Raw genomic sequence first — 25,811 nt, forward strand, 5'->3', positions numbered from 1 at the left:
GGCCGCGCTGGCCTGTAAAACTGGGGAACATTCACACCTGGCGGCCCCGGTCGATCTGTCCGATCGACGACAGCGCCGCAATCGCTGAAAGGACGCCCATGACCATCGCGCAGACCGAGTCCGTCGACTCGGCGGCCGAGCGCCGCACCCTGATCGGACACTGGATCGACGGCGCACCCCGTGCCGGTGCGAGTGGACGCACCGCACCGGTGTTCAACCCGGCCACCGGCCAGACCACCGCCGATGTCGCCCTCGCCGATGAGGCCGACATCGCCGCAGCCCTCGCATCCGCCCAGCGCGGCTTCGAGACCTGGAGCCGCTACTCGATTGCCCGCCGCCAGCAGGTGCTCTTCGCCTTCCGCGAGCTGCTGAACAATCGCCGCGGCGAACTCGCCGCCATCATCACCGCCGAGCACGGCAAGGTGCTCTCCGACGCGATGGGTGAGATCGCCCGCGGCCTCGAGGTCGTCGACCTCTCGTGCGGCTTCCCCTCGATGCTGAAGGGCGGGTTCAGCGAGAACGTCTCGACCGACATCGACGTCTACACGATCCGCCAGCCGCTGGGCGTGACCGCCATCATCTCCCCCTTCAACTTCCCGGCGATGGTGCCGCTGTGGTTCTTCCCCGTGGCGCTGGCCGCCGGCAACGCCGTCATCCTCAAGCCCAGCGAGAAGGACCCGTCCGCGGCGCTGTGGATGGCGCGGCTGTGGCAGGAGGCCGGCCTGCCCGACGGCGCGTTCACCGTGCTGCAGGGCGACAAGGTCGCCGTCGACGGACTGCTGCAGGCCGAGGCCGTGCAGTCGGTCTCGTTCGTGGGCTCGACCCCGATCGCCCAGTACATCTATGAAGAGGCCTCGCGCACCGGCAAGCGGGTGCAGGCCCTGGGCGGCGCGAAGAACCACATGCTCGTGCTGCCCGACGCCGACCTCGACCTCGTCGCCGACCAGGCCATCAACGCCGGCTACGGTGCGGCCGGCGAGCGCTGCATGGCCGTCTCGGTCGTGCTCGCCGTCGACAGCATCGCCGACGCGCTCTCGGCGAAGATCCAGGAGCGCATCGCCCGGCTGCGGGTCGGCAACGGGGCAGGGTCGGATGAGGGCGAGCCCGACATGGGCCCGCTGATCTCGTCGGCGCACCGCGACAAGGTGTCGGGCTATGTCGACATCGCCGAGACCGACGGCGCCGAGATCGTAGTCGACGGCCGCGGTTGCACGGTCGCCGGCCACGAGGACGGCTTCTGGTTCGGGCCGACGCTGATCGACCGCATCCCGACCGCCTCGCGCGCCTACACCGAGGAGATCTTCGGACCGGTGCTCTCGATCGTGCGCATCAGCACCTTCCAGGAGGGGCTCGACCTGATCAACTCCGGGCGGTTCGGCAACGGCACCGCGATCTTCACCAACGACGGCGGCGCCGCCCGCCGCTTCCAGTCGGAAGTGCAGGTGGGCATGATCGGCATCAACGTGCCCATCCCCGTGCCGGTCGCCTACCACTCGTTCGGTGGGTGGAAGAGCTCGCTGTTCGGCGACGCCAAGGCCTACGGCACGCACGGCTTCGACTTCTTCACCCGCGAGAAGGCCGTCACCGTGCGCTGGCTCGACCCCGCCTCGCACGGCGGGATCAACCTCGGATTCCCGCAGAACGATTGAGATCATCATGACCGACACGCTCACCTCCCCCGCCGTCGACCTCACCGCCGACGACGCCGTGCGCGCCGACGATCGCGGACACGTCTTCCACTCGTGGAGCGCGCAGGCGCTCATCGACCCGCTGCCGATCGCAGGCGGCGAAGGCGCGACGTTCTGGGACTACGCCGGCAACAGCTACCTCGACTTCTCGAGCCAGCTGGTGAACCTGAACCTCGGGCACCAGCATCCCGATCTCGTCGAGGCCATCCAACGCCAGGCGGGACGCCTGGCCACCATCCAGCCGGCCATGGCCAACGACGTGCGCGGCGAGCTCGCCCGACGCATCAGCGAGGTCGCCCCCGACGGGTTCTCGAAGGTGTTCTTCACGAACGGCGGAGCGGATGCCAACGAGAACGCCGTGCGCATGGCGCGCGCGTACACCGGACGCCGCAAGGTGCTCTCGATGTACCGCAGCTATCACGGCAGCACCTCGACCGCCATCACGCTGACCGGCGACCCGCGTCGCTGGGCGAACGAGCCGGGCGACGGTTCGGTGGCGCACTTCTTCGGCCCGTACCCGTACCGCTCGCCGTTCCACTCCACCTCTCTTGAGGAGGAGACGGCGCGTGCGCTCGAGCACCTCGAGCAGACGATCGTGCTCGAGGGCGCGTCGACGATCGCCGCGATCATCATCGAGTCGATCGTGGGCACCAACGGCGTGCTCGTCCCGCCGCCCGGCTACCTGACCGGGGTGCGCGAGCTGTGCGACCGGTACGGCATCGTGTACATCGCCGACGAGGTGATGGTCGGTTTCGGCCGGGTCGGCGAGTGGTTCGCCTTCCAGGCGTTCGACGTGGCGCCCGACCTGATCACCTTCGCCAAGGGCGTCAACTCGGGGTACGTGCCGCTGGGCGGTGTGGTCATCTCCGACCGCATCGCCGGGCACTTCGACACCGTGCCGTTCCCGGGCGGGCTGACCTATTCGGGGCATCCGCTGGCGTGCGCTGCGGGTGTGGCGACCTTCGAGGTCTTCGAGCGCGACGGCATCCTCGAGCGTGTGCGCGACCTAGGCAGCCGCGTCGTCGAGCCGCGTCTGCGCGAGATCGCCCGCCGACACCCCTCGGTGGGCGAGGTGCGCGGCATGGGCCTGTTCTGGGCGATCGAGCTGGTGCGCGACCGCGACACCCGCGAGCCGCTGGTGCCATTCAACGCCTCCGGCGCCGAGGCGGCGCCGGTCGCCGCGGTCGCCACGGCGTGCAAGAAGGCCGGCGTCTGGCCGTTCACGCACTTCAACCGCGTGCACGTCGCCCCGCCTCTGGTGATCGCCGAGGACGAGCTCGTGAGAGGGCTGGATGCCATCGACAGCGCCCTGCACGCGGCAGACGAGTACGCATCATGACGGGCGTGCTGCACAACATCATCGACGGCCGCCCGGCAGCATCCGCCGGGGAGCTGCTCGACCTCATCGACCCGTCGACTGGCGAGGTGTACGGCCGCGCGCCGATCTCGACGGCCACCGAGGTGGACGCGGCGTTCGCCGCGGCATCCCGCGCGTTCCCGGCCTGGCGCGACGCGACCCCCGCGCAGCGTCAGCTGGCACTGTTCCGCCTCGCCGATGCGCTGGCGGAGCACTCCGAGGAGTTCGCCGACCTCGAATCCCGCGACACCGGCAAGCCGCGCGCGACCCTCGTCGCCGACGAGATCGAGCAGTCCGTCGACCAGCTTCGGTTCTTCGCCGGCGCTGCGCGCGAGCTGAACGGCCGCGCCGCGGCGGAGTACGCCGAGGGCTTCACCTCGTACGTGCGCCGCGAGCCGATCGGCGTCGTCGCGCAGGTGACGCCGTGGAACTACCCGCTGAACATGGCGATCTGGAAGATCGGCCCGGCGCTCGCCGCAGGCAACACGGTCGTGCTCAAGCCCAGCGAGACCACCCCGTCGACGACGGTGCGGCTCGCCGAGCTGGCCGCAGAGATCCTGCCGGCGGGGGTGTTCAACGTGGTGCTCGGCGACCGCACCACCGGGGCGCTGCTGACCGAGCATCCGGCGCCCCAGCTGGTGGCGATCACCGGCTCGGTGCGGGCGGGTCAGGCGGTGGCCGAGTCGGCCTCGAAGCAGCTCAAGCGGGTGCACCTGGAGCTCGGCGGCAAGGCGCCGGCGGTGGTCTTCGCGGATGCCGACCTGCCGCGCGCCGCACGGGGCATCGCGGAGGCTGCGTACTTCAACGCCGGTCAGGACTGCACCGCGGCGACCCGCGTGCTCGTGCATTCGTCGGTGCACGACGCGTTCGTGCAGGCGCTCGTCGCGCACGTCGAGGCGGAGATCCGCACCGGCGCCCCCGATTCGGGCGCCTTCTTCGGCCCGCTGAACAACGACGGCCAGCTCGAGCGCGTGGCCGGGTTCGTCGAGCGGCTGCCCGCGCACGCCCGGGTCGAGACCGGCGGCCGGCGCCAGGGCGAGAAGGGATGCTTCTTCGAGCCGACCGTGGTGACCGGCGTCCGCCAGGACGACGAGGTCGTGCAGAGCGAGGTGTTCGGCCCCGTGCTCACGGTCCAGCCGTTCGACGGTGAAGATGAGGCGGTGCGACTCGCCAACGGCGTGCCCTATGCCCTCGCGGCCTCGACCTGGACCACCGACCACGCCACCGCGATGCGGATGACCCGTGCGCTGGACTTCGGCTGCGTGTGGGTGAACGCGCACATCCCGTTCGTGTCGGACATGCCGCACGGCGGGTTCAAGCAGTCCGGCTACGGGAAGGATCTGTCGATCTACGGATTCGAGGACTACACGCGCCTCAAGCACGTGATGTCGAGCCTGGAGTAACCCGGCTCGATCAGCACAGAAGACCGCCGCGCCCATGATGCGCGGCGGCCTTCTGCTGTCTCTGTCAGTGCCCCGAGACGAGGCCGGCGAGCCGGGCGATCGGCGCCGTCGTCCCACGCCCACCGGCCTCCTGCCGGTCGGCGATGCCGTAGGCGGTGTAGATGGCGTTGACGGCCAGCCAGCGCAGCGGCTCGATCTCCCAGCGGCGCACCCGGTGCCCCACCCACGGCAGGTGCACGAGGTCGGTGTCGCGGCCGAGCACGAGATCGGCGAGGGTGCGGCCGGCGAGGTTGGTGGTGGTCACGCCGGTGCCGACGTAGCCGCCCGCCCAGCCGAGGCCGGTCGCGGGGTCGTGGCCGACGGATGCCGCCCAGTCGCGGGGCACTCCGAGCACGCCCGACCAGGCGTGTGCGAGCGGGATGCCGGATGCCGCCGGGAACGCCCGGTGCAGCAGTTCGGTGAGCACGGCGACCGTGCGCTCCTGGGTGCGGCCATCGGTGTCGACGCGCGAGCCGTAGCGGTAGGGCACGCCGCGGCCGCCGAAGGCGATGCGGCCGTCGGCCGTGCGCTGCGCGTAGGTGTACACGTGGGCCATGTCGCCGAGGGTGTCGGCGTGCGTCCAGCCGATCTCGTCCCAGGCCTGCGCCGGCAGCGGGTCGGTGACGATCAGCGAGGAGTTCATCGGCAGCCAGGTGCGGTGCTCCCCGCGCAGGTTCGCGGTGAATCCCTCGGTCGCCCGCAGCACGTGCCCCGCGCGCACCACGCCCCGGTCGGTTTCGACCCGGCCCGGTTCGATCGACAGAGCCCGGGTGTTCTCGTAGATCACCGCGCCGGCGCGTTCGACGGCGTCGGCGAGTCCGCGCACGAGCTTGGCGGGGTGCACGCGCGCGCAGTGCGGATGCCACACGGCCCCCAGCGGGCGGGCGACGCCGACCCGTTCGCGGGTCTCATCGGGCGACAGTTCGATGAGGTCGGCGCCGGGCCAGTCGGCCTCCGCCGCCGCGAACCGGCGCATCCGCGCGAGCTGGGCGGGCGTGTAGGCCACGTTCAGCTCGCCGCCCTTGGCGATGTCGGCGTCGATCCCCTCAGCATCCGCCACCCGGATGACCTCGTCGACCGCGTCGTTCAGCGCCGCCTGCTGCCGGATGCCGCCGTCGCGGCCGTAGCGGTCGCGACCGCCCGTGACGGTGTTGGTGAGCCAGCCGCCGTTGCGACCGGATGCCCCGAAGCCGGCGAACCGCGCCTCGATCACCGCGACCCGTACCGACGGGTCGAGCTTTCGCAGGTAGTACGCGGCCCACAGGCCGGTGTACCCGGCACCGACGATGGCGACATCGACATCGACATCGCCCGGCAGAGCCGGCCGCGCCGCGGGCCGGCCGATCTGCTGCCACCAGAAGGACACCTCACCGTTGAGCATCCGCCACCTTCCTTCTACGGATTTCGTTGTTGCATCTGATCCTATGTGCGGAATCCGTCTTGTAGGCAGACTTTGACCCCTGATATCGTCTCGCACAGGAGGTGCAGTGATGCCCGGAACCAATCGCACGGCGATCGCGCTCGACGAGACATCGAAGGCGATCATCGAGCAGCTGCAGGCCGACGGCCGCCGCTCCTACGCCGACATCGGCCGCTCGGTCGGACTCAGCGAAGCCGCGACCCGGCAGCGCGTGCAGCGCCTCGTCGACAGTGGCGTGATGCAGATCGTCGCCGTCACCGACCCGATGCAACTCGGATTCGCCCGCCAGGCCATGATCGGCATCAAGGTCACCGGAGACGTCAGCGTCGTCGCCGACGCCCTCGCCGAACTCCCCAGCGTCAGCTACGTCGTCATGACCGCCGGCTCCTTCGACCTGCTCGCCGAGGTGGTCTGCACCAGTGACGACGAGCTGATCGGCATCCTCAACCACGACATCCGCGGCCTCGACGGCGTCGTCTCGACCGAGACGTTCGTCTATCTCAAGCTCCACAAACAGTTCTACGACTGGGGGACACGATGAACTCCGCACCCGCCACCACGGCTGCGATCCGCAGCGACGCCGATCTGCAGCAGATGGCACGCGACCACCTCTGGATGCACTTCGCCAGGCAGTCGGTGATGACCGAGGGCCCCGGCGTGCCCATCATCGTCAAGGGCGAAGGCCACCACATCTGGGACTCGCAGGGCCGACGGTACATCGACGGCCTCTCAGGTCTGTTCGTCGTCAACGCCGGGCACGGCCGGCGCCGACTCGCCGAGGCTGCGGCGCGCCAGTCCGAGCAGCTGGCGTTCTTCCCGATCTGGTCTTACGCGCACCCGGCCGCGATCGAGCTGGCCGATCGGCTCGCCGACCATGCCCCCGGCGACCTGAACCACGTCTTCTTCTCCACCGGCGGCGGTGAGGCGGTCGAGACGGCGTTCAAGCTCGCCAAGCACTACTGGAAGCTGCAGGGCAAGCCCACCAAGCACAAGGTCATCTCGCGGTTCATCGCGTACCACGGCACCACCCAGGGTGCGTTGGCGATCACCGGCCTGCCGGGCATGAAGTCGATGTTCGAGCCCGTCACCCCCGGCGGCTTCCGCGTGCCGAACACCAACTACTACCGCGCCGGCGAGATGGGCTTCCCCGGGGGCACGCCTGAGGAGTTCGGCCTGTGGGCCGCGAATCGCATCGAGGAGATGATCCAGTTCGAGGGCCCCGAGACGGTCGCGGCCGTGTTCCTCGAGCCGGTGCAGAACTCGGGCGGATGCTTCCCGCCGCCGCCCGGATATTTCAAGCGGGTGCGCGAGATCTGCGACAAGTACGACGTGCTGCTGGTCTCGGACGAGGTGATCTGCGCGTTCGGGCGCATCGGCGAGTACTTCGCCTGCGACGCCTACGGTTACCAGCCCGACATGATCACCTTCGCCAAGGCGGCCACCAGCGGGTACGCGCCGCTGGGCGGCACGATCGTCAGCGACCGGGTGTACGAGCCGTTCGCGCACGGGCAGGAGTCGTTCCCGCACGGCTACACCTTCGGCGGGCATCCCGTCTCGGCGGCCGTGGCACTCGAGAACCTCGACATCTACGAGGACGAGGGGCTGCTGCAGAACGTGCGCGAGAACTCCCCCGCGTTCCGCTCGACGCTCGAGCGGCTCACCGATCTGCCGATCGTCGGCGACGTGCGCGGCGACGGCTACTTCTTCGGCATCGAGCTGGTCAAGGACAAGAACACGAAGGAGACCTTCGACGAGGAGGAGTCCGAGCTGCTGCTGCGCGGGTTCCTGTCGAAGGCGCTCTTCGACGCGGGGCTGTACTGCCGCGCCGACGACCGCGGCGACCCCGTCATCCAGCTCGCTCCGCCGCTGACCATCGGCCAGCCCGAGTTCGACGAGATCGAGCAGATCCTGCGCGGCGTGCTCACCGAGGCCTGGACCCGCCTCTGACCTTCCGCCCGCCCCCTCCGGGTCCTGAGCGAGCGCAGCCCGACCCTCCCCGGATCCTGAGCGAGCGCAGCCCGACCCTCCCCGGATCCTGAGCGAGCGCAGCCCGACCCTCCCCGGATCCTGAGCGAGCGCAGCGAGACGAAGGACGTCCCCCACGCCCTTCGTCTCGTCGCTGCGCTCCTCGCTCAGGACCCGAGAGGAGGAAACCTGCGCTCCTCGCTCAGGACCCCAGAGGAGGAAACCGGCGCTCCTCGCTCAGGACCCGGAGAAAGGGACCCGGAAAAGAAAGCTACGCGTCGACGGCGACCTTCGGCTTCGCCCACGACCGGCCGCGAGTGTCCTTGAGGATCGTGTACTCGACATCCACGTGCGGCTCGATCGCGCTGTACTTGTCGTTCGGCGCGCCGATCACCAGCTGGAAGCCGAGCCCACGCCACGCGCCGATCGCGCGCTTCGTGAAGTGGGCATCGGCCTTGATGAGGGCCTCGTCCATGAACACCGGCGCGTACCGCGGGCGCGACGCCCCGGCATCCCCCAGCTGATACCGCAGAGCCGCGCCGACGATGAAAGCGACCAGCTCCTGCGACTCGCCACCCGACTTCTCGCCGATGTGGTCGTACAGCGCGACGTGCTCGCCCGTCGCCGCCAGCACCCGCTCGGCAGACACCCGCACGTGATTGCGCACGTCGATCAGCTCGGCGAAGTCGGGAGCGCTGCGGCGCATCCGCCCGATCAGCCGGCTCATCCGCTTGTACGCGTGCTCGCGCTCGGCGTCGGTCGACGCCGCCTCGATCAGCCCGCGCACCTCGCGCAGCTCGCGGCGGAAGCGCTTGCGCGCCTCGGACTGGTTCTCGCGCGGCGAGATCTGCAGGCGATGCTGATCGTCGTAGAACGGCAGCTCGCGCATGATGCTGTTGATCGGCTCGATGCGCTCCTTGATCTCGCGCACCGATCGGCTCAGCGTCGAATCGAGGCTGGTCAGGTCGTTGCCCGACAGCTTCAGCAGACTGTCGCGCCACTCCCCCTCCAGCTCGTGCAGGCCGTTCGTGCGCAGCGCCTCGAGGATGCCCTCGAACTCCGCCACCGAGGCATCCGGATCCGGCAGCAGGTTCAGGTTCGGCCAGCGCTCGAGGAACGACGTCATCAGCTGCCGCATCCGCTCGCGCTGCTCGTCATGCGCCTCCTCGGCCGCGCGGCGGTCGGATGCCAGGCGCGCCGCGGCAGACTTCAGCGCGAGGTCGAGCCGCGCCAGCCGGTCGCTCGCCGACAGCCCCTCGCCGTCGCCAGACCCGGAGAGCATGAATCGCTCATCGAGGAACGCCGCCTGAGCGGCATCCACCGACATCTCCGACGCGTCGTCGACGATCCGCTGGCACTCGTCGACGTCGTCGGTCACCGCGCCCCAGCGCTCCTGCGCCGCGGCGCGCTGCGCCCCGACCGCGCCGATCTCGTCGCGCAGCACCGCCGCACGCACCTTGAGACTCTCGGCCCGCTCGCGCAGGTCGGCGATCTCGGGACTCGCGGTGGTCACCTCGGCCTCGACGGCCGCCCACCGCTCGACCTCCTGCGCGACGGAGGCGACGTCGATCTGCTCCCAGGTCAGGTCGTGGATCATCGCGAACGCCGTCGAACGCTGCTCGATGGCATCCATCGCGGCCTCCGCCTCGGTCACCGCCGCCGTGGCCGCGGCGACCTCGGCCTCGAGAGCCGCGGTCTGCTCGTCGAGCGCACGCAGCCGCCGTTCGTTCGAGAAGCCCAGCACGTTCTCGCGCCCGTGCCCGCCGTGCGCGCCGCGACTGCCCTGCGACATCTGACCCGAGATCGTGAGCGCCATCGCGTGCGCGCCCAGCTGCACCGACGAGTCGACGCACACGAAACCGAAGCGCTCGTCGAGACGCTGCTGCAGCCATCCGGTGAACGGCGTCGAGCGGTAGTCGAGGCGGCCCGGAAGAGTGCGCCCGTCGGTGCTCGGCAACTCGGCGAGCCCGGTCTGCACACCTTCGTAGCGCAGCCGGATCGGCAGGCGCTCGGCGTCGATCGCGGCGCGGAATCGGTCGAGGTGCGCCGCGTCGATGAGCAGCGTCGTGGCGAACCCACCGAGCGCGAGGTTGAACGCCTCGCGCCAGGGCTCGAACTCGGTGCGCACCTCGATCAGCTCGCCGACGAACGGCAGGTCGCCGGCGTCGAGACCCGCGGCCTCGGCCAGCAGCGTGCGGGCACGATCGAGGGCGGCGGGGATGCTGCCGCGCTGCCGATCGGCCTCGGCGCGCTCTTCGGCGAGCGCGCGACGGCGCTTCGCGAGCGCCTGCCGCGCCGACTCCGCCTCGGCGAACGTCGCCCGCGCCTCGCGGCGGACGGATGCCTCGGACTGCGCCGCACCGGCCGCGGCCCGCACCTCGGCGAACTCCTTGGCCGTCGACGCCGACAGCCCCAGCTCACGCAGCACGCCGTCGACCCGGTCGCGCTCACGCTGCACGTCGGCGAGACGCCGCTCGGCCGCTCGCAGCTCGCGCTGCGCGGTCTCGAGGCGGTCGCCGCCCGACTGCCGCAGCAGATCGAGCAGACCGTCGCGCTCGGCCTCGGCGGCGTCGACGAGCGCCTTCTTCTCGCGCAGGGTGAGATCGAGCGCACGAGTGCGATCGCGCAGCTCGGTCTCGACCTCGCGCAGCAGATCGAGCCGGCGTTCGGCCCGCCACAGCGTCGCCCGCGAGTCGGGAGAGGCGAAGTCGCCGACCTCGTCGATCAGGCGCACCTGCTCGGCCGCGGCCGCGATCCGCTCCCGGATGCCCTGGATCGGCTCGAGCGCGCTGACCTGCTGCCGCGCGGTGATCATGCTCGTGCGGGTGCTCTCGAGCTCGTCGAAGTGCGCGACCACGGCATCCGCCGTCGCCATCGTCTCGGGCTCCTCCAGCACGAGACGCTTGTACAGGTCGTCGACCGTGGTGATCTGCTGACCGGCCTGGATGCGGGCGAGCAGGCTCATCGCCTTCGCGCCCGACCCCGCGGCGCCGATGCCGAGCACGGCGTGCAGCCGCGCGGAGAACTCGCGGTCGGTGGCCAGGGTCTCGAGCCCCAGGGCGCGCAGCGCCGAGTCGGCGAGCCGCGGCGTGGCGGCCTCCTCGAGCCGGGCAAGATCGAAGAACCCGTCGGCGGTCGCGCGCACGCGCACCGTGTCTTCGAGGATGCGAGCGCCCGCCGGGATGTACCAGGCGCGCAGCGCCGTGAAGCGCGAGCCGTCGTGGTCGAGCCACGTCATCGCGATGGCCGTCCAGGTGTCTTCCCCGTCACCGCGCAGCACACGCAGCCTGGTGCCCTCGTCGGTGCGCGACTCGTCGATCTTGCCGCGGCCGTAGGAGAGGATGTTGCGCTGCTCGTCACCGCGGGGTCGCCCGGTGATGCCGCCGTTCGAGGCGCCGTTGAAGGGCGTCGTATGCGGCATCATGAGCGCGATGTAGGCATCCATCAGGGTGGACTTGCCCGACCCGGAGCCGCCGCACAGCATGGTCGCGTTCGGCGAGAACCGCACGCGGTGCGGGCCGCCGTCGTAGCCGCCCCAGTTGACCAGCTGCAGGTCTTCGGCGACCCACTGCTGCCCGCGGGACTCGGCGGGGATGAGTCCGAAGAGCGTGTCGAGCATCGTCACAGCGCTGCCTCCTTCTGCGCCTTCTCGGCACGGGATGCCTGCTGCGCCGCCTGCTCGCGCAGCCAGGTGCGCAGCTCGGCGAGCTTCTCGGCGCTGAGCACCACCTCGACGAGCGGGCTGATTCGGTAGCGGCCGAGGGTCTCCTCGTCGATGACGCCCTCGCGATCGAGCCGGTCGAGCGCCGCGCGGATCGCCTTCTGCTGGCGGGCGGTGCTGCCGTCGGCGTCGGTGAGGTAGCTGAGCACGGTCTGCTCGATGTCTTCGATGTCGATGCGCGGTGCCGGCTCACCCGCCGCCGATTCGCGCTGGAAGACCGTCCGCAGATGCACGAGCACGAGCGTCTCGGTGCGGTTGTACGGGGCATCCTTCAGCAGGATCGGCACCTCGAACTCGTCGGAGCGGACCTGCTGCTTGTACGCCACCCCGCGGCCGAGGTCGACGACCAGGCGCAGGTACATGTCGTGCATCCGCGACTCGATGAGCTGCTGATGCTCGAGCAGCAGGGCCCACTCGGTGCGGCTGTCGGCGCTGAGGAAGCGCCGCTGCAGCACGTGCACGAGAACGCGCCGCACCTCGGGGTCGAGCGTGCCGCGGTCGCCGGGGAAGAGCTCGTCGGGGTCGTCCTCCATCGCGACGGGCGCGATGAACGGCGCCTCGGGCTGCGCGTCCGCAGGGCCGTCAGCCTGTTCAGGGATGCCGAACGCCGGTTCCGCGGCATCCGCACCGGCGTTTCCCATCCCCGACCCGGATGCCCGGCCCGCAGCCGTCGCTTCAGGAATGCCGAACGCCGGTTCCACAGCATCCGCACCGGCGTTTCCCATCCCCGATCCGGATGCCGGCCCCGCGGCCGGGCCCGAAGCAGCAGTCTCGTCAGTCATCGTGGTCCTCCCCTGCTGCGCGAGCGGTCGCCGAGACGAACGCGAAGCGTCTCGTCGTGCCGTCGGGGCGCAGCGTCTCGACGGTCGACAGACCGTCGGTCTCACTCATGCCGTTGCGGTGCGCGATCTCGAGCAGCCCCACCAGGTCGACCGGGCGCCGCGTGTCATCGGGGGCGCCGGCGAAGGCATCCGCCAGATCGAACGGGCCGCCAAGACCCGCGACGTACGCCTCGAGCTCGGCGTACCGAGGACCGCCCCATGAGCGCGAGTCGACCTCGAGGTATTCGACGTCGTCGGCATCCGTCAGCGGCGCGGGCGCCCCCGGCGGGCGCACGTCGCCCACCGTCTGACGCAGCCGGCCCAGGTCGATCAGCGGCAGGCTGCGCACCGGGTCGACGGTCGCGTTCGACGGCGCCGTCTGAGCCCACTGATGCAGACCCGAGATCACGTCGCGCAGCAGGTCGTCGATCTGCCGGTCGCGCAGCGGGTCGTGCGTCTTGACCTGCCCGGTGATGACGTGCGAGGCGCGGCGCTGCGCGGCCAGCACCTCCTCCACACCCAGCTCGACGCGGCGGCCGATCGCGTCGAACTCCGCCCGCTGGCGCGGGTCGAGATGGCGCGAGAACGGATGCGCGAGCAGGTCGTGCAGCTGATCCGCGAGCGCGTCGATCCGCTCGGGGTCACCGATCAGGCGCAGCGCGCCGGCGAACGCGCGCCCCTCGGGGGTGGCCTGCATGACGTCCTTAGCGCGCTGCAGGTACTCGCGCAGCACCTCGCCGGTCGGCCGCTCGTCGCGTCGCAGATGCGCCACGACATCGCGCTGCATGGCCTTCAGCGACTCGGCCACCCGGGTGAAGTCGGCGGGCAGCTCGCGTGCCAGGTGCAGGATGTTCTCCGCCTCTTCGTACAGCTCCTCGTCGTCGACGGGAACCGTGCCCTCGGCCTGCACGCGCAGGATCTCGGCGTCGAGGGCGTCGCGCTCGGCGGTGAGGCGGGCGATGCGCTTGACCGGATCGGCCTCGGCGTCGTCGGCGAGCCGTTCGACGGCCTCGAGCAGGGTGCGCACCCGGGAGTTCGACACGCGGGTGCGACCGCCTCCGGTGCGGCCGGTGATCTCGAGCGCCTCGACGGCGTGGGCCGAGAGCCGGTACACCTCGACGTCGTCGTCGATCTGCTGCACCAGCCAGCCCTGCTTGGCCCAGGTGCGGCACACCTCGCGGCCGCCGCCGGACGGGATCCGCCGGTCGTCGTCGTCGTGCCCGGCCGCACGCAGCTCGTCGAGGGCTTCGGCCACCTCCGCGTGCGCATCCGCGACCGGCACCGACGGCCGGTCGGCCGAGAAGAGCATCGTCAGCGCGGCGATGACGAAGGGCGCCTGGCGACCGTGAAGCAGCCCCAGCGTCGGCGTCCGGAACGCCGCGAGGGAGCGAGAGTATGCCGCCTCGGCACGCGCGCCAGTCACACATTCCAGTTTATCGGTCGTGCCGCGGCGGACGATCCGCTCGCCTCTTGTCAACCACGTTCCGACCGAGGCATCCGGTCGACACGATCGAACCATGCGTCACCGGATGAGACGTCTTCTGACCGCGGTCGCGACGGCGATGCTCGCCGCGACCATGGCCGGCTGCGGGATGAGCTTCCCCGCCGACCCCGACGGCACACTCGACCGGGTGAGCGGCGGCGAGCTGCGCATCGGCGCCTCGCCCGACCCGGGACTCGTCGACGTCGAGTCGTCGACGCCGACCGGTCCGCTGCCCGACCTCGCCGAGAAGTTCGCCGCGACACTCGACGCGGAGCCCGAGTGGACGGTCGGCAGCGAGGAGACACTGGTCGGGATGCTCGAAGCCGGCGACCTCGACCTCGTCGTCGGCGGCTTCACCGAGAAGACGCCGTGGATCGACAAGGCGGGCATCACACGCGGGTACAGCGGCATCGAGGGCGCGGACGGCCGCAAGATCGTGCTGCTCGTGCCGCTGGGTGAGAACGCCTTCCTCACCGACCTCGAACGGTTCCTCGACAAGGAGGTCGGGTCGTGAGCGGCGACCGGCAGCTCGCGTCCCACCAGTTCGGGCGCACCGATCTGCCGGACGAGCAGCACAAGGCGCTGAAGAGCGCGGTCCGCTGGGAGATCTTCACCATCTGCTACACGTCGGTGACGATCGCGGTCGTCGCCTTCGTGGTGGGCAACTCGCAGGCCATGCGCACGGCATGGATCGAGGACATGCTCTCGCTCACCCCTCAGATCGCGTTCCTCGTCGCGCTGATCTTCGTGCGCCGTCGACCCACCCGCACGCATCCCTACGGGCTGCACCGCGCCATGGGTGTCGGCCATCTGGTCGCCGGTGTGGCCCTTCTCGTGATCGGCGCGAACCTCGCGGTCGAATCGATCATCGGACTGGTCTCGGGTGAGCATCCCACGATCGGCACGGTGCAGGTCTTCGGGCAGACGATCTGGCTCGGCTGGCTGATGGTCGCCGTGATGGTCGTGGTCGTGGTCGGGCCGGTCTTCATCTACGGCCCGGCGAAGGCGAAGCTCGCGCCCGTGCTGCACAACAAGCTGCTCTATGCCGACGCCGACATGGCGAAGGCCGACTGGCAGACGAACGTCGCCTCGATCGTCGGCGTGCTCGGCATCGGCATGGGCGTGTGGTGGCTCGACGGCGCGGCCGCCATCTTCATCTCGCTGGGCATCGTGTGGGACGGTTGGCGCAACACGAAGGGCGCCGTGCTCGACCTCATGGATCAGCGGGCCACCACGCACGACGACACCCGCCCGCATCCGCTGGCCGGGCGGATCGTGCAGGAGCTGCGTGCGCTGCGCTGGGTGGCGGATGCCGCGGTGCGCGTGCGCGACCTCGGCCAGGTCTTCCAGGTCGAGGCGTTCGTCGTGCCCGATCGCCGCAGGGTGCGGGTGGCGGATGTGGACGCGGCGTCGGAGATGATCGCCGCGCTCGACTGGAAGGTGCAGGACGTCGTGGTCATCCCCGTGTCGGAGCTGCCCGCCGAGGCGGACAACAACCCGATGGACTGAGACGACAAAACCCCCGGCTTCACCGGGGGTTTCATTCTGTAGCAGGAGCGGGGCTTGAACCCGCGACCTCACGATTATGAGTCGTGCGCTCTCACCAACTGAGCTACCCTGCCGCAGGGCATCCGATCGAAATGCGAATGCTGCGAGCCCCGAGTCAGGATTGAACTGACGACCCCTTCCTTACCATGGAAGTGCTCTGCCACTGAGCTATCGGGGCGTGCTGCCCGTCTCCGGGCAACCAGATGAGATTATCACCTCACGGTGTCTCGTGCGAAATCGGAGCTCAGTACTCGTACCGCCCGGCGTTTCGCTTCAGCCAGGGCAGCGGATCGACCGTCGTGCCGTTGATGATGATCTCGAAATGCAGGTGCGCGCCGTACGAGCGGCCGGTGTTGCCGACCTTGCCGATGATGTCGCCGACCTTGATCTTCTGGCCGTTCTTCACCTGCAGCGAACCGTACTGCATGTGCGAGTAGTGGCTGGTCACCAGCTGGCCGTCGATCACGTGATCGACGTATGCCGTGACGCCGTAGTTGCCGCCCGACTCGGTCGCGAGGCGCACCGTGCCGTCGGCGATGGACTGGATGGGCGCACCCGCGCCGGGAACCAGGTCGATGCCCGCGTGCAGACGGCCCCAGCGCTGGCCGTAGCCGGAGCTCATCGCCACACCGACCTTGAACGGCCACTGGATCGCCGCGTCGGGGTCGTTCGTGTACAGGCTCTGCGAGAAGGCGATGCCCTCGTCGGCGGCGACCTCGGCGAGCGAGACCGTCGAGAACGAGTCCGAGCGCACCAGCGCCTCGTCCTGCACGTCGGCGGGGGCGACGAACGCCTGGATCTCATCCTCGCCGGCCTTGGACGACGCGGGCGCGGCGGTCTGATCGGCGACCAGCGAGGCGGGCACGCCGCCCTGCGTGGCCGCGACGGCGGAGACGGGCAGCGTCATCGACACGGCGATGAGTCCGGCGACGCCCATGACGCCGAGGCTGGCGCCCGCGGCGACGACGCGGCGCGGCGCGCGCCGACGGCGCGGAGCGACGTGCGCGACCACACCGGCGGCGACCGGCTCGTGGGCGACGGGAACGGCGACGGGTGCGTCATCCTCGACGGGCTGGAACCCGAAGGCCGCGGATGCCGCGGCGAACGCGTCGGCGTCGCACGCGTCGGCGGCCAACGCGTCGGCGTCGCACATGGCGGGCTCGGTGATCGGGGCCACGGCCTCGGGGGTCTCGTCACGTACGGCCGGCGCGGGGCCGGGGGTCGCGGCGGATGCCAGGGCGACGATCTCGGCGATCACGGCGGCCGGCTCGGCGACGACCGACTCGGGCTCGACGACCGGCTGCACCTCGGGGCTGCCACCGGCTGCCATCCGGCGGGCGCGACGGCTGGTCGCGGCGGCGGAGACGGCGGCAGCGGTCACGGCTGCCGCGGCGGCGACGGCGGATGCTGCAGACGGGACGACCTGCTCCTCGTGCGGAGCGGCCGAGTTCGCGGGGTTCGCCGAGGCGGCGCGAAGTCGATTCGAACGACGCGTGGGGGCAGCGGCGTTCTCAGTGTGCTCAGGGGGCAAAACAGAATCTCTCGGGTGTCGGGCCAAGCTGGGGCGGCTTGATCACTCTCGCCTATCGGGTGACGAAAGTAACGATCAGATAAACGATAGCGCGATCATGCTGAAAAAGCCATGAGTCCGAACATACCGTCAGGCGCCGGACTGCGTGACCAGGCGGCGCAGCCTGTCGTGCACATCGAGGCCGCCCGCGATGAGCATCGGCCGGGACGCGTCGAGGTCGAGACGCGACACCGCACCGCCGGCCTCCTGCACGAGCAGGGCGCCGGCGGCGAAGTCCCAGGCGTTCAGGCCGCGCTCGAAGAATCCGTCGAGGCGCCCGGCGGCGACGTACGCGAGGTCGATGGCCGCCGAGCCCATCCGGCGCACATCGCGGGCCATGCTCATCACGCGTCGCACGGTGGCGAGGTCGCCGTCGTGGGTGGCGGGGTCGTAGCCGAATCCCGTGCCCAGCAGCGCACCGGCCGGAGTGTCGGTCGTGACGGCCAGGCGCGTGCCGTCGTGCCACGCGCCCTCGCCGCGGACGGCGGTGAACAGCTCACCGAGCGCGGGCGCGCACACGGCGGCGGCCACGCCTCGCCAGCGCTCGAACTCGGGCTCGCCTTCGACCACGGCGACACTCACCGAGTAGCCCGGGATGCCGTAGGCGTAGTTCACCGTGCCGTCGATGGGGTCGACGACCCACGTGTATCCGCTCGAGCCGCGCTCTGCCCCGGTCTCCTCGCCGAGGAACCCGTCGTCCGGGCGCTCGGAGCGCAGCCGGTCGCGGATGAGCTGCTCGACCTCGCGATCGGCCTCGGTGACGATGTCGGCCATGGTCGACTTCGTCGCGGCGAGCGCGACGCCCTCGGCACGGCGGCTCCGGGCGAGCTCACCCGCCTCCTGCGCGATGTCGGCGACCAGGGCGCCGAGATCGGCCGCGGTCACTGCTGACCACCCGCAGCGTGCGGCGGCTGCGGGGCCGGCGGCATGGGAGGAACCGGGGGCGCGGCGGGAGCATCCCCCTCTGTGGCCGGCGCCGGCGGCACCGCCGGCGGCACCGGCGTACTCGCGTCCCCGTGCGAAGCGGGAGGCGCCGGAGGCGCAGGCGGGGCAGCGGGCGGCGCAGGCGGGGCAGCGGGCGGTGCAGCCGGAGCGGCGGGCGGTGCAGGCGGGTTCGCCGTCGGGCCGGCCGGCACGGCGGAAACGACACCGTCGCCGTGACGCCCCTCGATGTGGGCGATCGGCTGACCGGCATCCGGAGTGGTCTCGACGCGCGGGGCCACCGACGGCGACCCACCCTGCCCGTACGGATACTGGGCGGCTTCCAGGGTCGGGAAGCTCGACGCCTGCTGCTGCGGCGCGTAGGTCGGCCGACCGGTGTAGTAGGCGTTGAAGTCGGGGGTGCCGTCGGGCAGGACCGGCAGCGGCGTGCGACCGTCGGCGTAGGTGGGCCACATCTGCTGCTGCGGTGCGACGGCCGGGGCGGGACGCGGGCCGCGCGGCGCGAACAGGGCGTTCAGCAGCGGGATGAGCGTGGTGCCGACGGCGGCGAGGATCGCGAGCGCGATCACGATGCGCCAATACAGGTCGTCGTAGACGAACTGGTCGGGGAAGCTCAGGTGGAACACGAGCATGGCGATCAGGCCCGCGAGCATCGCGAAGGTCACGATCACGATCACGCGGGTGAAGGTCGTGACGTAGCGGCGCGACGCCTTCACGAACAGCCGCAGGTGCACGAGGGCGAGCTGCAGGATCGCGATCACGAGCAGGAACTGGAAGAACCGGGCGCCCACCCACCCGAACGACTCGGCGATGTGGTGCGGCAGCCAGATCTTCACCGCGCCGACGAGCAGCACGATGATCCAGCTGACCATGCTCGCCAGCGCCAGCCAGTCGGGGCGACGCTCGGCCAGGTGCGCCTCGGCGATCGCGACGCCGGCGAACAGCGCGAGCAGCAGGATCGTCAGGAACGCGCGCCCGATGATGCCGTCCTGATCGCCGATCAGTACCCAGACCACGCAGACCAGGGCAGCGGCGATCAGCGCGCCGATGGCGATCCAGATCGCGCCGCGCAGCAGCTTCGACGACATCGGCTTGTGCTCGTCTGCGGTCGTCGGATGTTCTGCTGACGATGTCACGTCGGACATGATGAGATCCTCCCCGGGTCGGTGCTCTCATCCTCGCACGCACCCGCTCGCGACGACGGAGGCTGTGGATAAGCGTCAGCGCGTGCGCGACGCCGCCGCGAAGCCCGCGATCCGGGCCTGCGCGTCGGGGGTGTCGAAGGCGGCGCCGATCGAATCGGCCTCCACGCTCAGCTGCTCCTCGAACGATCGCGACGGCTGCGAGCGCACCAGGCGCTTCGCCTGCCCGTAGGCGCCGGCCGCACCGTCGAGCCACGAGCGCGCGATCTGCTCGGCGCGCCGCCGCACGGCATCCGCCTCGGCATCGGGCCCCGCCTCGGTGCCGGCTCCCGCCTCGGCGCCCGGGGCGGCGACCGCCTCTGCGACGAGGCCCCAGGCGACGGCTTCGTCGGCCGAGAGCATCCGGTCCTGCAGCAGCAGCTGCAGCGCGCGGCGCTCACCGACAGCCCGCGCGAGCTGGGCCGAGACCGACAGGTCGGGCGTCAGGCCGATGTTCGCGTACCGACTGCCGATCTTCGAGCTCGCGCCGACCACCGCGTAGTCGCTGCACATCAGGATGCCCAGGCCGCCGCCCGCCGTGGTGCCGTGCGCGGCCGCGACGACCGGAACGGCCGAGGTGGTGAGCGACAGGATGCCGGCGTTGATGACGTGCGCGAGCGCGGTGATCTCGTGCCCTCCGGCCATGCCGGTCGACATCGCGATCACATCGCCGCCGGCGCAGAACGCCCGGCCATTGCCCTCGATCAGGATCGCGCCGACGTCATCGCGGCCGACCGCCTCGGCGGTGGCGTCACGCCACGCGTGCGCCAGATCGGCGTCGAATGCGTTCAGGCTGGCCGGACGGTTGAGCGTGAGCCGGGCGAGGCCCCCGTCGATCGTGAGCAGAAGCGGATCGGTCATGGCTCTCCTTCGATGCGCAGGACGGAGTTCCAGACTAACCGGCACTCAGTCCTACCGCGACGCGCTCAGGTCAATCCTCGGAGAGCACGCGGACGACGAAGTCCTCCATACGGTGCTTCGTGCCGTCGAGTCGCTGGTCGACCTGGCCGGGTGCGCGCACCTCGCTGGGGGCGAGCGGATGCGCGAGACGCACGTTGTCGTGACACGACAGGTCGGCGCAGATGTAGGTGCCCGCGCTGTCGCCGCGGCGCCCCTTCGCTCCCCCGCGACGCGCGGTGAGCAGCGCCACCTGATTGCCCGGCTGCATGGTGCGGCAGATGTTGCACATGCCCGAGCGCACGCGACTGGGGTCGGTCGAGCGCAGCACGATGCCCATCGGCCGGCCCTCATGCTCGACGACCACGACGGCGCGGCGGCTCGACTCCGGGTCGCGCCAGGCGAGGAAGTCGATGTAGTCCCAGTCGGTGAGGATGAAGTCGTGCGGCATGCCGATCTGCGCGATCTCCTCCGCATCGGCGTTCTTGATCGCCTCGCGGACCTGGGCCTCGGTCAGTGGTCGCATCGATCCAGTCTAGGAAGACTGCGGCGCGGTGAAGGCCGCATGCTCAAACCGTCGAGTGCGAGCACGGCGGAGACCGCCATCAGGGCTGTGCGGAACGCGGACATGCAACCTCCTCCGGAAACCCAAATGGTATACCAGGACTCATTCGACGGCGAAGAGCCCGTGCGCCCCGCGCTCCGCGTCGATCATCAGATGCGACACGAACGGGTAGCTGCCCTTCTCGGGGAAGGTGAGCTCGACGAAGCCGCCCTGGGCGGGCTGCAGCCCGAGCGCCTGCGATCCCGTGTCGGCCGACCGCCGCAGCAGGTAAGCGCCCTCCGACCAGACCGTGTCGAACTGGCCGCCGATGACATGGAAGCTGCTCGGTCGTTCGATCCCGGCATCCAGCACCCACACCCGCACCCGCTCGCCCACCCGCGCCGGAAGCGGCGCGTGGTCGTACTGGTTCGCGTATCCGTTGAACGTGACGAGATCGGGGTCGCCCGTCGCGATGCGGTCGAGGTCGACCACGCCGCCGTCATGATCGCCGAGGTAGTACTCGCCCTGCACCAGCACGTAGCTGCGGTCGACGGCGGGAAGGTCGTCGGGCTCGATGATCACCGCGCCGTACATGCCGTTCGCGATGTGCGCCGTCATCGGCATGGTCGAGCAGTGGTACATCCAGATGCCGGCGCGCGTCGCGGTGAAGGTGTAGGTGAGGCTCTCGCCCGGCGGGATGGTGCGCATCGGCCGGTCGGGGGCGAGTGAGCCGGCGTGGAAGTCGATGGAATGCCCCATCGTTCCCCTGTTCTCGAGGGTGATCACGAACCGGTCGCCGACTCGGCCGTGCAGCAGCGGCCCGGGCGCGGTGCCGTTGTACGTCCACAGCGTCTGCGTGACACCGGGCGCCACCTCGCGCTTCTCGTCGCGGACGGTGAGGGTCAGCTCGCGGGTCACCGGACCGTCGGATGCCGGGAGAGCCGGCACCCCCGCGTCGTAGGGCTCGAACTCCGGGCCGGGATCCGCCGCGAGGTCCGGCGCGGTCGACGACCCGTCCGAGGCCGCATCGGACGGGGCGCCGGACGCCGTGCCGCCCATGTGACCCATATCGTGCCCACCGGCATCCGGCTTCGCGCTCGAGCCGGACTCTGCTGAGGCGCCGGTGGCGACGATCTGCATCGTCATGCCCATCTGCCGGTGACCGAGGATCGAGCACCACCCGTCGAGATCGGCGGTGATCACGCCGACGTCGATGGTCTGCTTCTCGCCCGGGGCGAGCCGGCTGCCCGCGATGCCGTTGGCGAAGACGAGGTCGTGCACCTGCTCGGCGTCGGTGTTCGTGACCTCGATCACCAGGCGCGTGCCGGCCGGCACCTCGATGCGGCTGGGGGTGAAGCGCATGTTCGCCGCCTCGACCTGCACGGTCTGCACCGGCGCGTCGGCATCGCCCGTGGGCGCGGCGCTCCACCCCATACCGGCCGGGTCGACCGCGGCGAGACCGGCCGAGACGAGCACCACGGCGAGCAGACCGGCCACCGCCTGCCCCGCGCGACGCCCCGGCGGCTGCTCGCCCTCGGGGACGATCGGACCGCGGCGGCGCGGGCGCGCGCTCTCGTCCTCCGCGCCGGAGCCCGCGCCTTGGCCCTTCGCACGCCGCTGGGCGCGCATGGCGCGCCACATCACGACGAGGAACGACGCCATCGCGACGAGATACATCATCGATGCGACCACCCGCATGAGGCTCGAGACGGGCAGCGCGCACACGGCGAGCGCGACGTTGGCCACGGTCACCCGCAGGATGCCGGCCGCATCGAACGCCGCCGTGCCGACGCGCACCGGAGCGGGGCCGCCGCCGAGCACGACGGGGATGAGGTAGCTCAGCGCGCCGACGAGCACCTGCGCCGCGAAGCCGGCGGCGAGGTAGGGCACGGCCCGACCGAAAAGAGCGTCGAGGGCGGCGAAGCCGGAGCCGTCGACGGCGGCGACGATCGCGCCGGCGGCAACCATGCCGACTGCCCCCGCCCACCAGATCAGGGCCGCACCCACCGACAGCGCGGCGAAGCTGTGCGGAGCCTTCTGCCGCGCCGCGCGCAGCAGTGAGAGGAAGATGAGCGCGAGCCCGGCGAGGTACGCGACGAGTCCCGCCGCGACCACGAGCAGCTGGGCCAGCGCGGCGCCGGTCGCGGCGACGACGACACCCCCGGCGAGGACGGGCAGGGCTCGGGATGCCCCGGTCGCGGCGTTCTCGTCGGCGCGGGTGCGCAGGATCGTGGGCCACAGGGTCACGACGGTGCCGGCGACCGTGAGCCCGATCCAGCCGAGCACGTTGATCAGCGCGTGCGCGATGACGAGGTGCGGTGCGGAGTCTCCGCGGGCCAGCCACGCGCCGAGTGCGGCGCCGAGCGTGAGCAGCGCGGCCGAGGCGATGTAGTACCGGATCGTGCGTCCGAAGCGGCCCGGCATGCTCCCGCGCATCCGGGCGAGCAGGGTCGCCCCGTGCCAGCCGACCGCGACGACCAGCGCGGCGGCTCCGGTGACGGTGATCGCCCAGACCCCGCTCAGCACACCGGCGATCACCAGCGCCGCGGCGGAGTTCGACAGGATCAGCCGGATGCTCTGCCGCCGGCGATCACGGTCGGTCGCGGCGCTGCGCAGCAGTGCGAACGAGAAGTACTGACTCCACACCAGGATCGCGTGCGTGACGGCGCCGAGCAGCAGCAGGTGGATCATCAGCCAGCCGGGCATCGGCAGCGACCGGTGTGCGAGGGCCGCGACGACGGTGAGCAGCAGCCACAGCACCGTCGGGATGTCGCGCATGGGCCAGAATCCGCGGCTCTTCGTCATGCGGAGCCCTCCTCTGCTATCGGCGCGGCGGCAGGCCCGCGCAGCGCACTGTAGAGCGCCGTCAGCACGAAGAGCACGAGCGCGATGACGCCGAGCACTCCCCCGATGCGCCAGGCCACCGGCATCCCGAGCCCGTCGCCGATCCACACCCGCACCACCAGCGCCACCTGCAGCAGCGCGATCGGCGCCCAGAACGCGGGTCGGTACGGCAGCGCGATGCGCAGCACCGCGGGCAGGATCGTCGTCGCGTGGGCCATGATCATCGAGAACGTGTACCCGAGGAAGACGGCGTGCACCACGGCGTCGTAGGCGGGCTGCGCCGCGGGCATCCCGAGCAGCAGCACGAGACCGGCGACCGTCAGCCAGACGTACCCGGCGAGGATGCACGCGGCCATGTACCGGGTGACCCCGCGCGCACGGATCGTGCGGCGCGCGACGTCGTGCATGACGAGCCAGCCGGTGAGCGAGAGCAGGGCGAGGCCGAGCATGATCGCCCCCGCGTCGGGGAGCACCAGTCCGACGACGAGCGCCGCGGTCACCGCCCAGGCGTGGATGAGAAGGCGGATGCCCGCGCGCGGCCCCATCGTGATGCGGGCGAGCTCCACCCGCTCGGCGGCGATGGTCAGCACGAGGAAGCCGATCAACCAGGGGACGACGCGGGTCAGGGCATCCTGCCCGATCCAGATCAGCGCGCCGGCGAGCGCCAGCCCGGCGGCGAGCAGCTGAGTCAGCAGCGCGTGATCGTACTGCCGGCGCCACAGCGGCACGTAGAGCACGACGACGCACGCCGCGCCCACCGCGAGCACGATCTTCGCGATGACCAGCGGCACCGCCGGCACGACGAGCAGGATCCCGCCGAGGCCGAGCACCGCGGGCGCGAGGTAGCCGAGCGGGCGTGCGAGGGCGGTCGCCCGCTCGAGGCTGATCAGCGTGCCCACGAAGCCGAGCACCAGCAGCATCCCGTGCACGGCGGGCAGCCGCTCGGCCGTCACCGGGGCGGGCAGGCCGAGCAGCAGCAGTCCCGCGTCGAGGCCGGCGAGCAGCGCGAGGCCAGCCGGCAGCATCCACACCAGGCGGAGCCCGGGTCGGCGCCCGCCCGACCCCCGCGAGAAACCACTTCCCGCGTGGGAAACCATGCGCGGGGTGGTTTGCGGCGCAGGGAGTGGTTTCTCACCGGAGGCGACCGGACGCGCCGCGCCGGTCACGATGCGGCCCGCACGTGCAGCGCGCAGGCGCCGTCGGCGTGGAACGGCAGCAGCGTGGCATCCGCCGTCGCGTCGCGGGAGCGCAGGATGCCCGCGATCATCCCCTCGTGCACCGCGCAGACCACGTCGGCGCGGCGGGCGGCCGCGGCGAGCAGCGGGCACCGGTGCAACAGGATCTCGTCGCCATCGTCGGCCGGGGCGAACCCCTGCTCGCGCATGACGTCGAGCACCATCGCGCGGGGCGCGGCCGCGGCATCCGGATGCTGTGCCGCGATCTCGCCGCCCCACTGCTCGCCCGAGGCGCGGGCCTCGGCGACCGGATCGGCGGCGACCCGGGACAGCGTGTCGGCGAGGGTGAGCGCGAGGCCGGCGTAGGGGTTCACGGTGTCGGCTGGCGGCGCCTGCCAGCGCCAGGCGGGCCGGCCGCGGCCCTGCGCCTCGGCGCGCACCCGGCGCAGCCGCCCATCGTGTCGGAGACGTTCGAGGTGATCGCGCACGGTGTTCTCGTGCAGACCGGTGGCGGCGACGATGTCGGAGGTGGATGCCGTGACGCGCGATTCGACCTCGCGGAGGATCCGCTCCCGCGTCGACGAGTAGCGGCGACCGTCGGCGCCGCGGCGAGCCGGCACTTCTCCGGCCGCGTCCTGATTTTCCACGGTACTTATTGTAATAAAATCGACGGCGTACGCCCACCTCGCGAGACGGAGAAAATCATGGGAAGCATCGAGATCCACCGGTCACGTTCGGAAGCGACGTCGCAGACGACCGGAAGCACCGGCTGCGCGTGCGGCGGCCATGACGAGGAGCTGCCCGAGCTCGACGCGCAGGCCATTCCGCATGCGGTGCGTCACGCGGCGATCTTCGGCGCGATCGAGTCGCTGCGCCCCGGCGCGGGCCTGGTGATCTCGGCCACCCACGATCCCGTGCCGCTGCTGACCCAGCTGCGCGGAAAGCACGGCGACACGTTCCACACCCGCTACCTCGACGAGGGCCCCGAGCGCTGGCGGATCCTGGTGCGCAACGCCGGCTGAGCCCGGAAACGACGAAGGCCCCCGCGACGCGAGGGCCTTCGTCAGTTTGTGTGGCAAGTGAGGGATTCGAACCCCCGAAGCTTACGCGGCTGATTTACAGTCAGCTCCCTTTGGCCGCTCGGGCAACTTGCCAGTGCACACCCGTCCGGCTTTCTCAGCCAACCGGGGGCGCGAAGATCAAGCATACCCGC

20 protein-coding genes and 3 tRNA genes are annotated in these 25,811 nt (G+C 71.0%); 8 read left to right on the forward strand and 15 right to left on the reverse strand.

Annotated elements, in window-relative coordinates; translation table 11 throughout:
- Positions 1-98 precede the first annotated feature (98 nt).
- Genes V2S04_RS06595 through V2S04_RS06605 form a run of 3 tightly spaced genes read left to right on the forward strand, consistent with a single transcriptional unit; the run spans position 99 to position 4,448 of the window.
- A complete protein-coding gene (locus V2S04_RS06595) occupies positions 99-1,649 on the forward strand; it encodes a CoA-acylating methylmalonate-semialdehyde dehydrogenase (protein ID WP_413637692.1) in 1,551 nt (516 codons plus the stop codon).
- Positions 1,650-1,656: 7 nt separating this feature from the next.
- Positions 1,657-3,027, forward strand: a complete 1,371-nt coding sequence (locus tag V2S04_RS06600; protein WP_413637694.1) for an aspartate aminotransferase family protein — start codon at positions 1,657-1,659, stop codon at positions 3,025-3,027.
- A complete protein-coding gene (locus tag V2S04_RS06605; protein ID WP_413637695.1) occupies positions 3,024-4,448 on the forward strand; it encodes a gamma-aminobutyraldehyde dehydrogenase in 1,425 nt (474 codons plus the stop codon). Before V2S04_RS06600 ends, V2S04_RS06605 begins: the two co-directional genes overlap by 4 nt.
- A 64-nt stretch (positions 4,449-4,512) precedes the next feature.
- Here the strand turns inward: V2S04_RS06605 and V2S04_RS06610 are convergent, their stop codons facing one another.
- Positions 4,513-5,868, reverse strand: a complete 1,356-nt coding sequence (locus tag V2S04_RS06610; protein WP_413637697.1) for an NAD(P)/FAD-dependent oxidoreductase — start codon at positions 5,866-5,868, stop codon at positions 4,513-4,515.
- A 109-nt stretch (positions 5,869-5,977) separates the two neighbouring features.
- Here V2S04_RS06610 and V2S04_RS06615 point away from each other — a divergent pair, with 109 nt between their 5' ends.
- Together V2S04_RS06615 and V2S04_RS06620 are read left to right on the forward strand one after the other, a co-directional pair.
- On the forward strand, positions 5,978-6,448 hold the full coding sequence (locus V2S04_RS06615) for an Lrp/AsnC family transcriptional regulator (protein ID WP_413637698.1): 471 nt from the start codon (positions 5,978-5,980) through the stop codon (positions 6,446-6,448).
- Positions 6,445-7,854, forward strand: coding sequence for an aspartate aminotransferase family protein (locus V2S04_RS06620; RefSeq protein ID WP_413637699.1), 1,410 nt, complete (start codon positions 6,445-6,447; stop codon positions 7,852-7,854). The genes V2S04_RS06615 and V2S04_RS06620 overlap by 4 nt, the downstream gene beginning before the upstream one ends.
- Before the next feature lie 289 nt (positions 7,855-8,143).
- Here the strand turns inward: V2S04_RS06620 and V2S04_RS06625 are convergent, their stop codons facing one another.
- Genes V2S04_RS06625 through V2S04_RS06635 form a run of 3 tightly spaced genes read right to left on the reverse strand, consistent with a single transcriptional unit; the run spans position 8,144 to position 13,837 of the window.
- Positions 8,144-11,497, reverse strand: a complete 3,354-nt coding sequence (locus tag V2S04_RS06625; RefSeq protein WP_413637700.1) for an ATP-binding protein — start codon at positions 11,495-11,497, stop codon at positions 8,144-8,146.
- Positions 11,494-12,375, reverse strand: coding sequence for a DUF4194 domain-containing protein (locus V2S04_RS06630; RefSeq protein ID WP_413637701.1), 882 nt, complete (start codon positions 12,373-12,375; stop codon positions 11,494-11,496). Before V2S04_RS06630 ends, V2S04_RS06625 begins: the two co-directional genes overlap by 4 nt.
- Positions 12,368-13,837 (reverse strand): DUF3375 domain-containing protein, encoded by a 1,470-nt coding sequence (locus tag V2S04_RS06635; protein WP_413637702.1) that lies wholly within the window; start codon positions 13,835-13,837, stop codon positions 12,368-12,370. The genes V2S04_RS06630 and V2S04_RS06635 overlap by 8 nt, the downstream gene beginning before the upstream one ends.
- A gap of 106 nt (positions 13,838-13,943) precedes the next feature.
- On the opposite strand from V2S04_RS06635, the gene V2S04_RS06640 reads away from it, so the two are divergent.
- A complete protein-coding gene (locus V2S04_RS06640; RefSeq protein WP_413637703.1) occupies positions 13,944-14,411 on the forward strand; it encodes a hypothetical protein in 468 nt (155 codons plus the stop codon).
- The gene (locus tag V2S04_RS06645; protein WP_413637704.1) at positions 14,408-15,406 is read left to right on the forward strand and encodes a cation transporter; all 999 of its coding nucleotides are present in this window, start codon (positions 14,408-14,410) and stop codon (positions 15,404-15,406) included. Before V2S04_RS06640 ends, V2S04_RS06645 begins: the two co-directional genes overlap by 4 nt.
- A gap of 39 nt (positions 15,407-15,445) precedes the next feature.
- Here the strand turns inward: V2S04_RS06645 and V2S04_RS06650 are convergent.
- The 10 genes from V2S04_RS06650 to V2S04_RS06695 all read right to left on the reverse strand — a co-directional run bounded on the left by V2S04_RS06650 (position 15,446) and on the right by V2S04_RS06695 (position 25,245).
- Positions 15,446-15,519: transfer RNA gene (locus tag V2S04_RS06650), tRNA-Met, on the reverse strand.
- A 32-nt stretch (positions 15,520-15,551) separates the two neighbouring features.
- Positions 15,552-15,623 (reverse strand) — tRNA-Thr (locus tag V2S04_RS06655).
- 66 nt (positions 15,624-15,689) lie between these two features.
- Positions 15,690-16,976, reverse strand: a complete 1,287-nt coding sequence (locus tag V2S04_RS06660) for a peptidoglycan DD-metalloendopeptidase family protein (RefSeq protein WP_413637705.1) — start codon at positions 16,974-16,976, stop codon at positions 15,690-15,692.
- Between the two features lie 129 nt (positions 16,977-17,105).
- Positions 17,106-17,900 carry an inositol monophosphatase family protein gene (locus V2S04_RS06665; protein ID WP_413637706.1) on the reverse strand — a complete coding sequence of 265 codons (795 nt, stop codon included), beginning with the start codon at positions 17,898-17,900 and terminating at the stop codon, positions 17,106-17,108.
- Positions 17,897-19,102: a hypothetical protein gene (locus V2S04_RS06670; protein ID WP_413637707.1), complete on the reverse strand. Its 1,206-nt coding sequence runs from the start codon at positions 19,100-19,102 to the stop codon at positions 17,897-17,899. The genes V2S04_RS06665 and V2S04_RS06670 overlap by 4 nt, the downstream gene beginning before the upstream one ends.
- A 75-nt stretch (positions 19,103-19,177) precedes the next feature.
- Complete coding sequence (locus V2S04_RS06675) at positions 19,178-19,999, reverse strand: enoyl-CoA hydratase/isomerase family protein (protein WP_413637708.1); 822 nt, start codon at positions 19,997-19,999, stop codon at positions 19,178-19,180.
- A 70-nt stretch (positions 20,000-20,069) separates the two neighbouring features.
- The gene (locus V2S04_RS06680; RefSeq protein WP_413637709.1) at positions 20,070-20,561 is read right to left on the reverse strand and encodes an FBP domain-containing protein; all 492 of its coding nucleotides are present in this window, start codon (positions 20,559-20,561) and stop codon (positions 20,070-20,072) included.
- A 141-nt stretch (positions 20,562-20,702) separates the two neighbouring features.
- The gene (locus tag V2S04_RS06685) at positions 20,703-23,384 is read right to left on the reverse strand and encodes a multicopper oxidase domain-containing protein (protein WP_413637710.1); all 2,682 of its coding nucleotides are present in this window, start codon (positions 23,382-23,384) and stop codon (positions 20,703-20,705) included.
- Complete coding sequence (locus V2S04_RS06690) at positions 23,381-24,448, reverse strand: hypothetical protein (RefSeq protein WP_413637711.1); 1,068 nt, start codon at positions 24,446-24,448, stop codon at positions 23,381-23,383. Before V2S04_RS06690 ends, V2S04_RS06685 begins: the two co-directional genes overlap by 4 nt.
- A 137-nt stretch (positions 24,449-24,585) precedes the next feature.
- Positions 24,586-25,245, reverse strand: coding sequence for a helix-turn-helix transcriptional regulator (locus V2S04_RS06695; protein ID WP_413637712.1), 660 nt, complete (start codon positions 25,243-25,245; stop codon positions 24,586-24,588).
- A 57-nt stretch (positions 25,246-25,302) separates the two neighbouring features.
- On the opposite strand from V2S04_RS06695, the gene V2S04_RS06700 reads away from it, so the two are divergent.
- Entirely contained in the window at positions 25,303-25,620 is a 318-nt protein-coding gene (locus V2S04_RS06700) for a DUF2249 domain-containing protein (protein ID WP_413637713.1), read from the forward strand.
- A 51-nt stretch (positions 25,621-25,671) separates the two neighbouring features.
- Here the strand turns inward: V2S04_RS06700 and V2S04_RS06705 are convergent.
- A tRNA-Tyr gene (locus V2S04_RS06705) sits at positions 25,672-25,752 on the reverse strand.
- Between the last annotated feature and the right edge of the window lie 59 nt (positions 25,753-25,811).

This window comes from Microbacterium sp. OR21 (genome assembly GCF_047306785.1).
In the GTDB taxonomy this organism is placed as follows: domain Bacteria; phylum Actinomycetota; class Actinomycetes; order Actinomycetales; family Microbacteriaceae; genus Microbacterium; species Microbacterium esteraromaticum_E.

Bases quoted from the DNA above. Each gene is read 5' to 3' on its own strand.
- V2S04_RS06630 (WP_413637701.1), bottom strand. From the start codon at position 12,375: ATGACTGACGAGACTGCTGCTTCGGGCCCGGCCGCGGGGCCGGCATCC.
- V2S04_RS06615 (WP_413637698.1), top strand. From the start codon at position 5,978: ATGCCCGGAACCAATCGCACGGCGATCGCGCTCGACGAGACATCGAAG.
- V2S04_RS06680 (WP_413637709.1), bottom strand. From the start codon at position 20,561: ATGCGACCACTGACCGAGGCCCAGGTCCGCGAGGCGATCAAGAACGCC.
- V2S04_RS06600 (WP_413637694.1), top strand. From the start codon at position 1,657: ATGACCGACACGCTCACCTCCCCCGCCGTCGACCTCACCGCCGACGAC.
- V2S04_RS06595 (WP_413637692.1), top strand. From the start codon at position 99: ATGACCATCGCGCAGACCGAGTCCGTCGACTCGGCGGCCGAGCGCCGC.
- V2S04_RS06690 (WP_413637711.1), bottom strand. From the start codon at position 24,448: ATGCTGCCGGCTGGCCTCGCGCTGCTCGCCGGCCTCGACGCGGGACTG.
- V2S04_RS06675 (WP_413637708.1), bottom strand. From the start codon at position 19,999: ATGACCGATCCGCTTCTGCTCACGATCGACGGGGGCCTCGCCCGGCTC.
- V2S04_RS06605 (WP_413637695.1), top strand. From the start codon at position 3,024: ATGACGGGCGTGCTGCACAACATCATCGACGGCCGCCCGGCAGCATCC.
- V2S04_RS06685 (WP_413637710.1), bottom strand. From the start codon at position 23,384: ATGACGAAGAGCCGCGGATTCTGGCCCATGCGCGACATCCCGACGGTG.
- V2S04_RS06670 (WP_413637707.1), bottom strand. From the start codon at position 19,102: ATGTCCGACGTGACATCGTCAGCAGAACATCCGACGACCGCAGACGAG.
- V2S04_RS06620 (WP_413637699.1), top strand. From the start codon at position 6,445: ATGAACTCCGCACCCGCCACCACGGCTGCGATCCGCAGCGACGCCGAT.
- V2S04_RS06610 (WP_413637697.1), bottom strand. From the start codon at position 5,868: ATGCTCAACGGTGAGGTGTCCTTCTGGTGGCAGCAGATCGGCCGGCCC.
- V2S04_RS06640 (WP_413637703.1), top strand. From the start codon at position 13,944: ATGAGACGTCTTCTGACCGCGGTCGCGACGGCGATGCTCGCCGCGACC.
- V2S04_RS06700 (WP_413637713.1), top strand. From the start codon at position 25,303: ATGGGAAGCATCGAGATCCACCGGTCACGTTCGGAAGCGACGTCGCAG.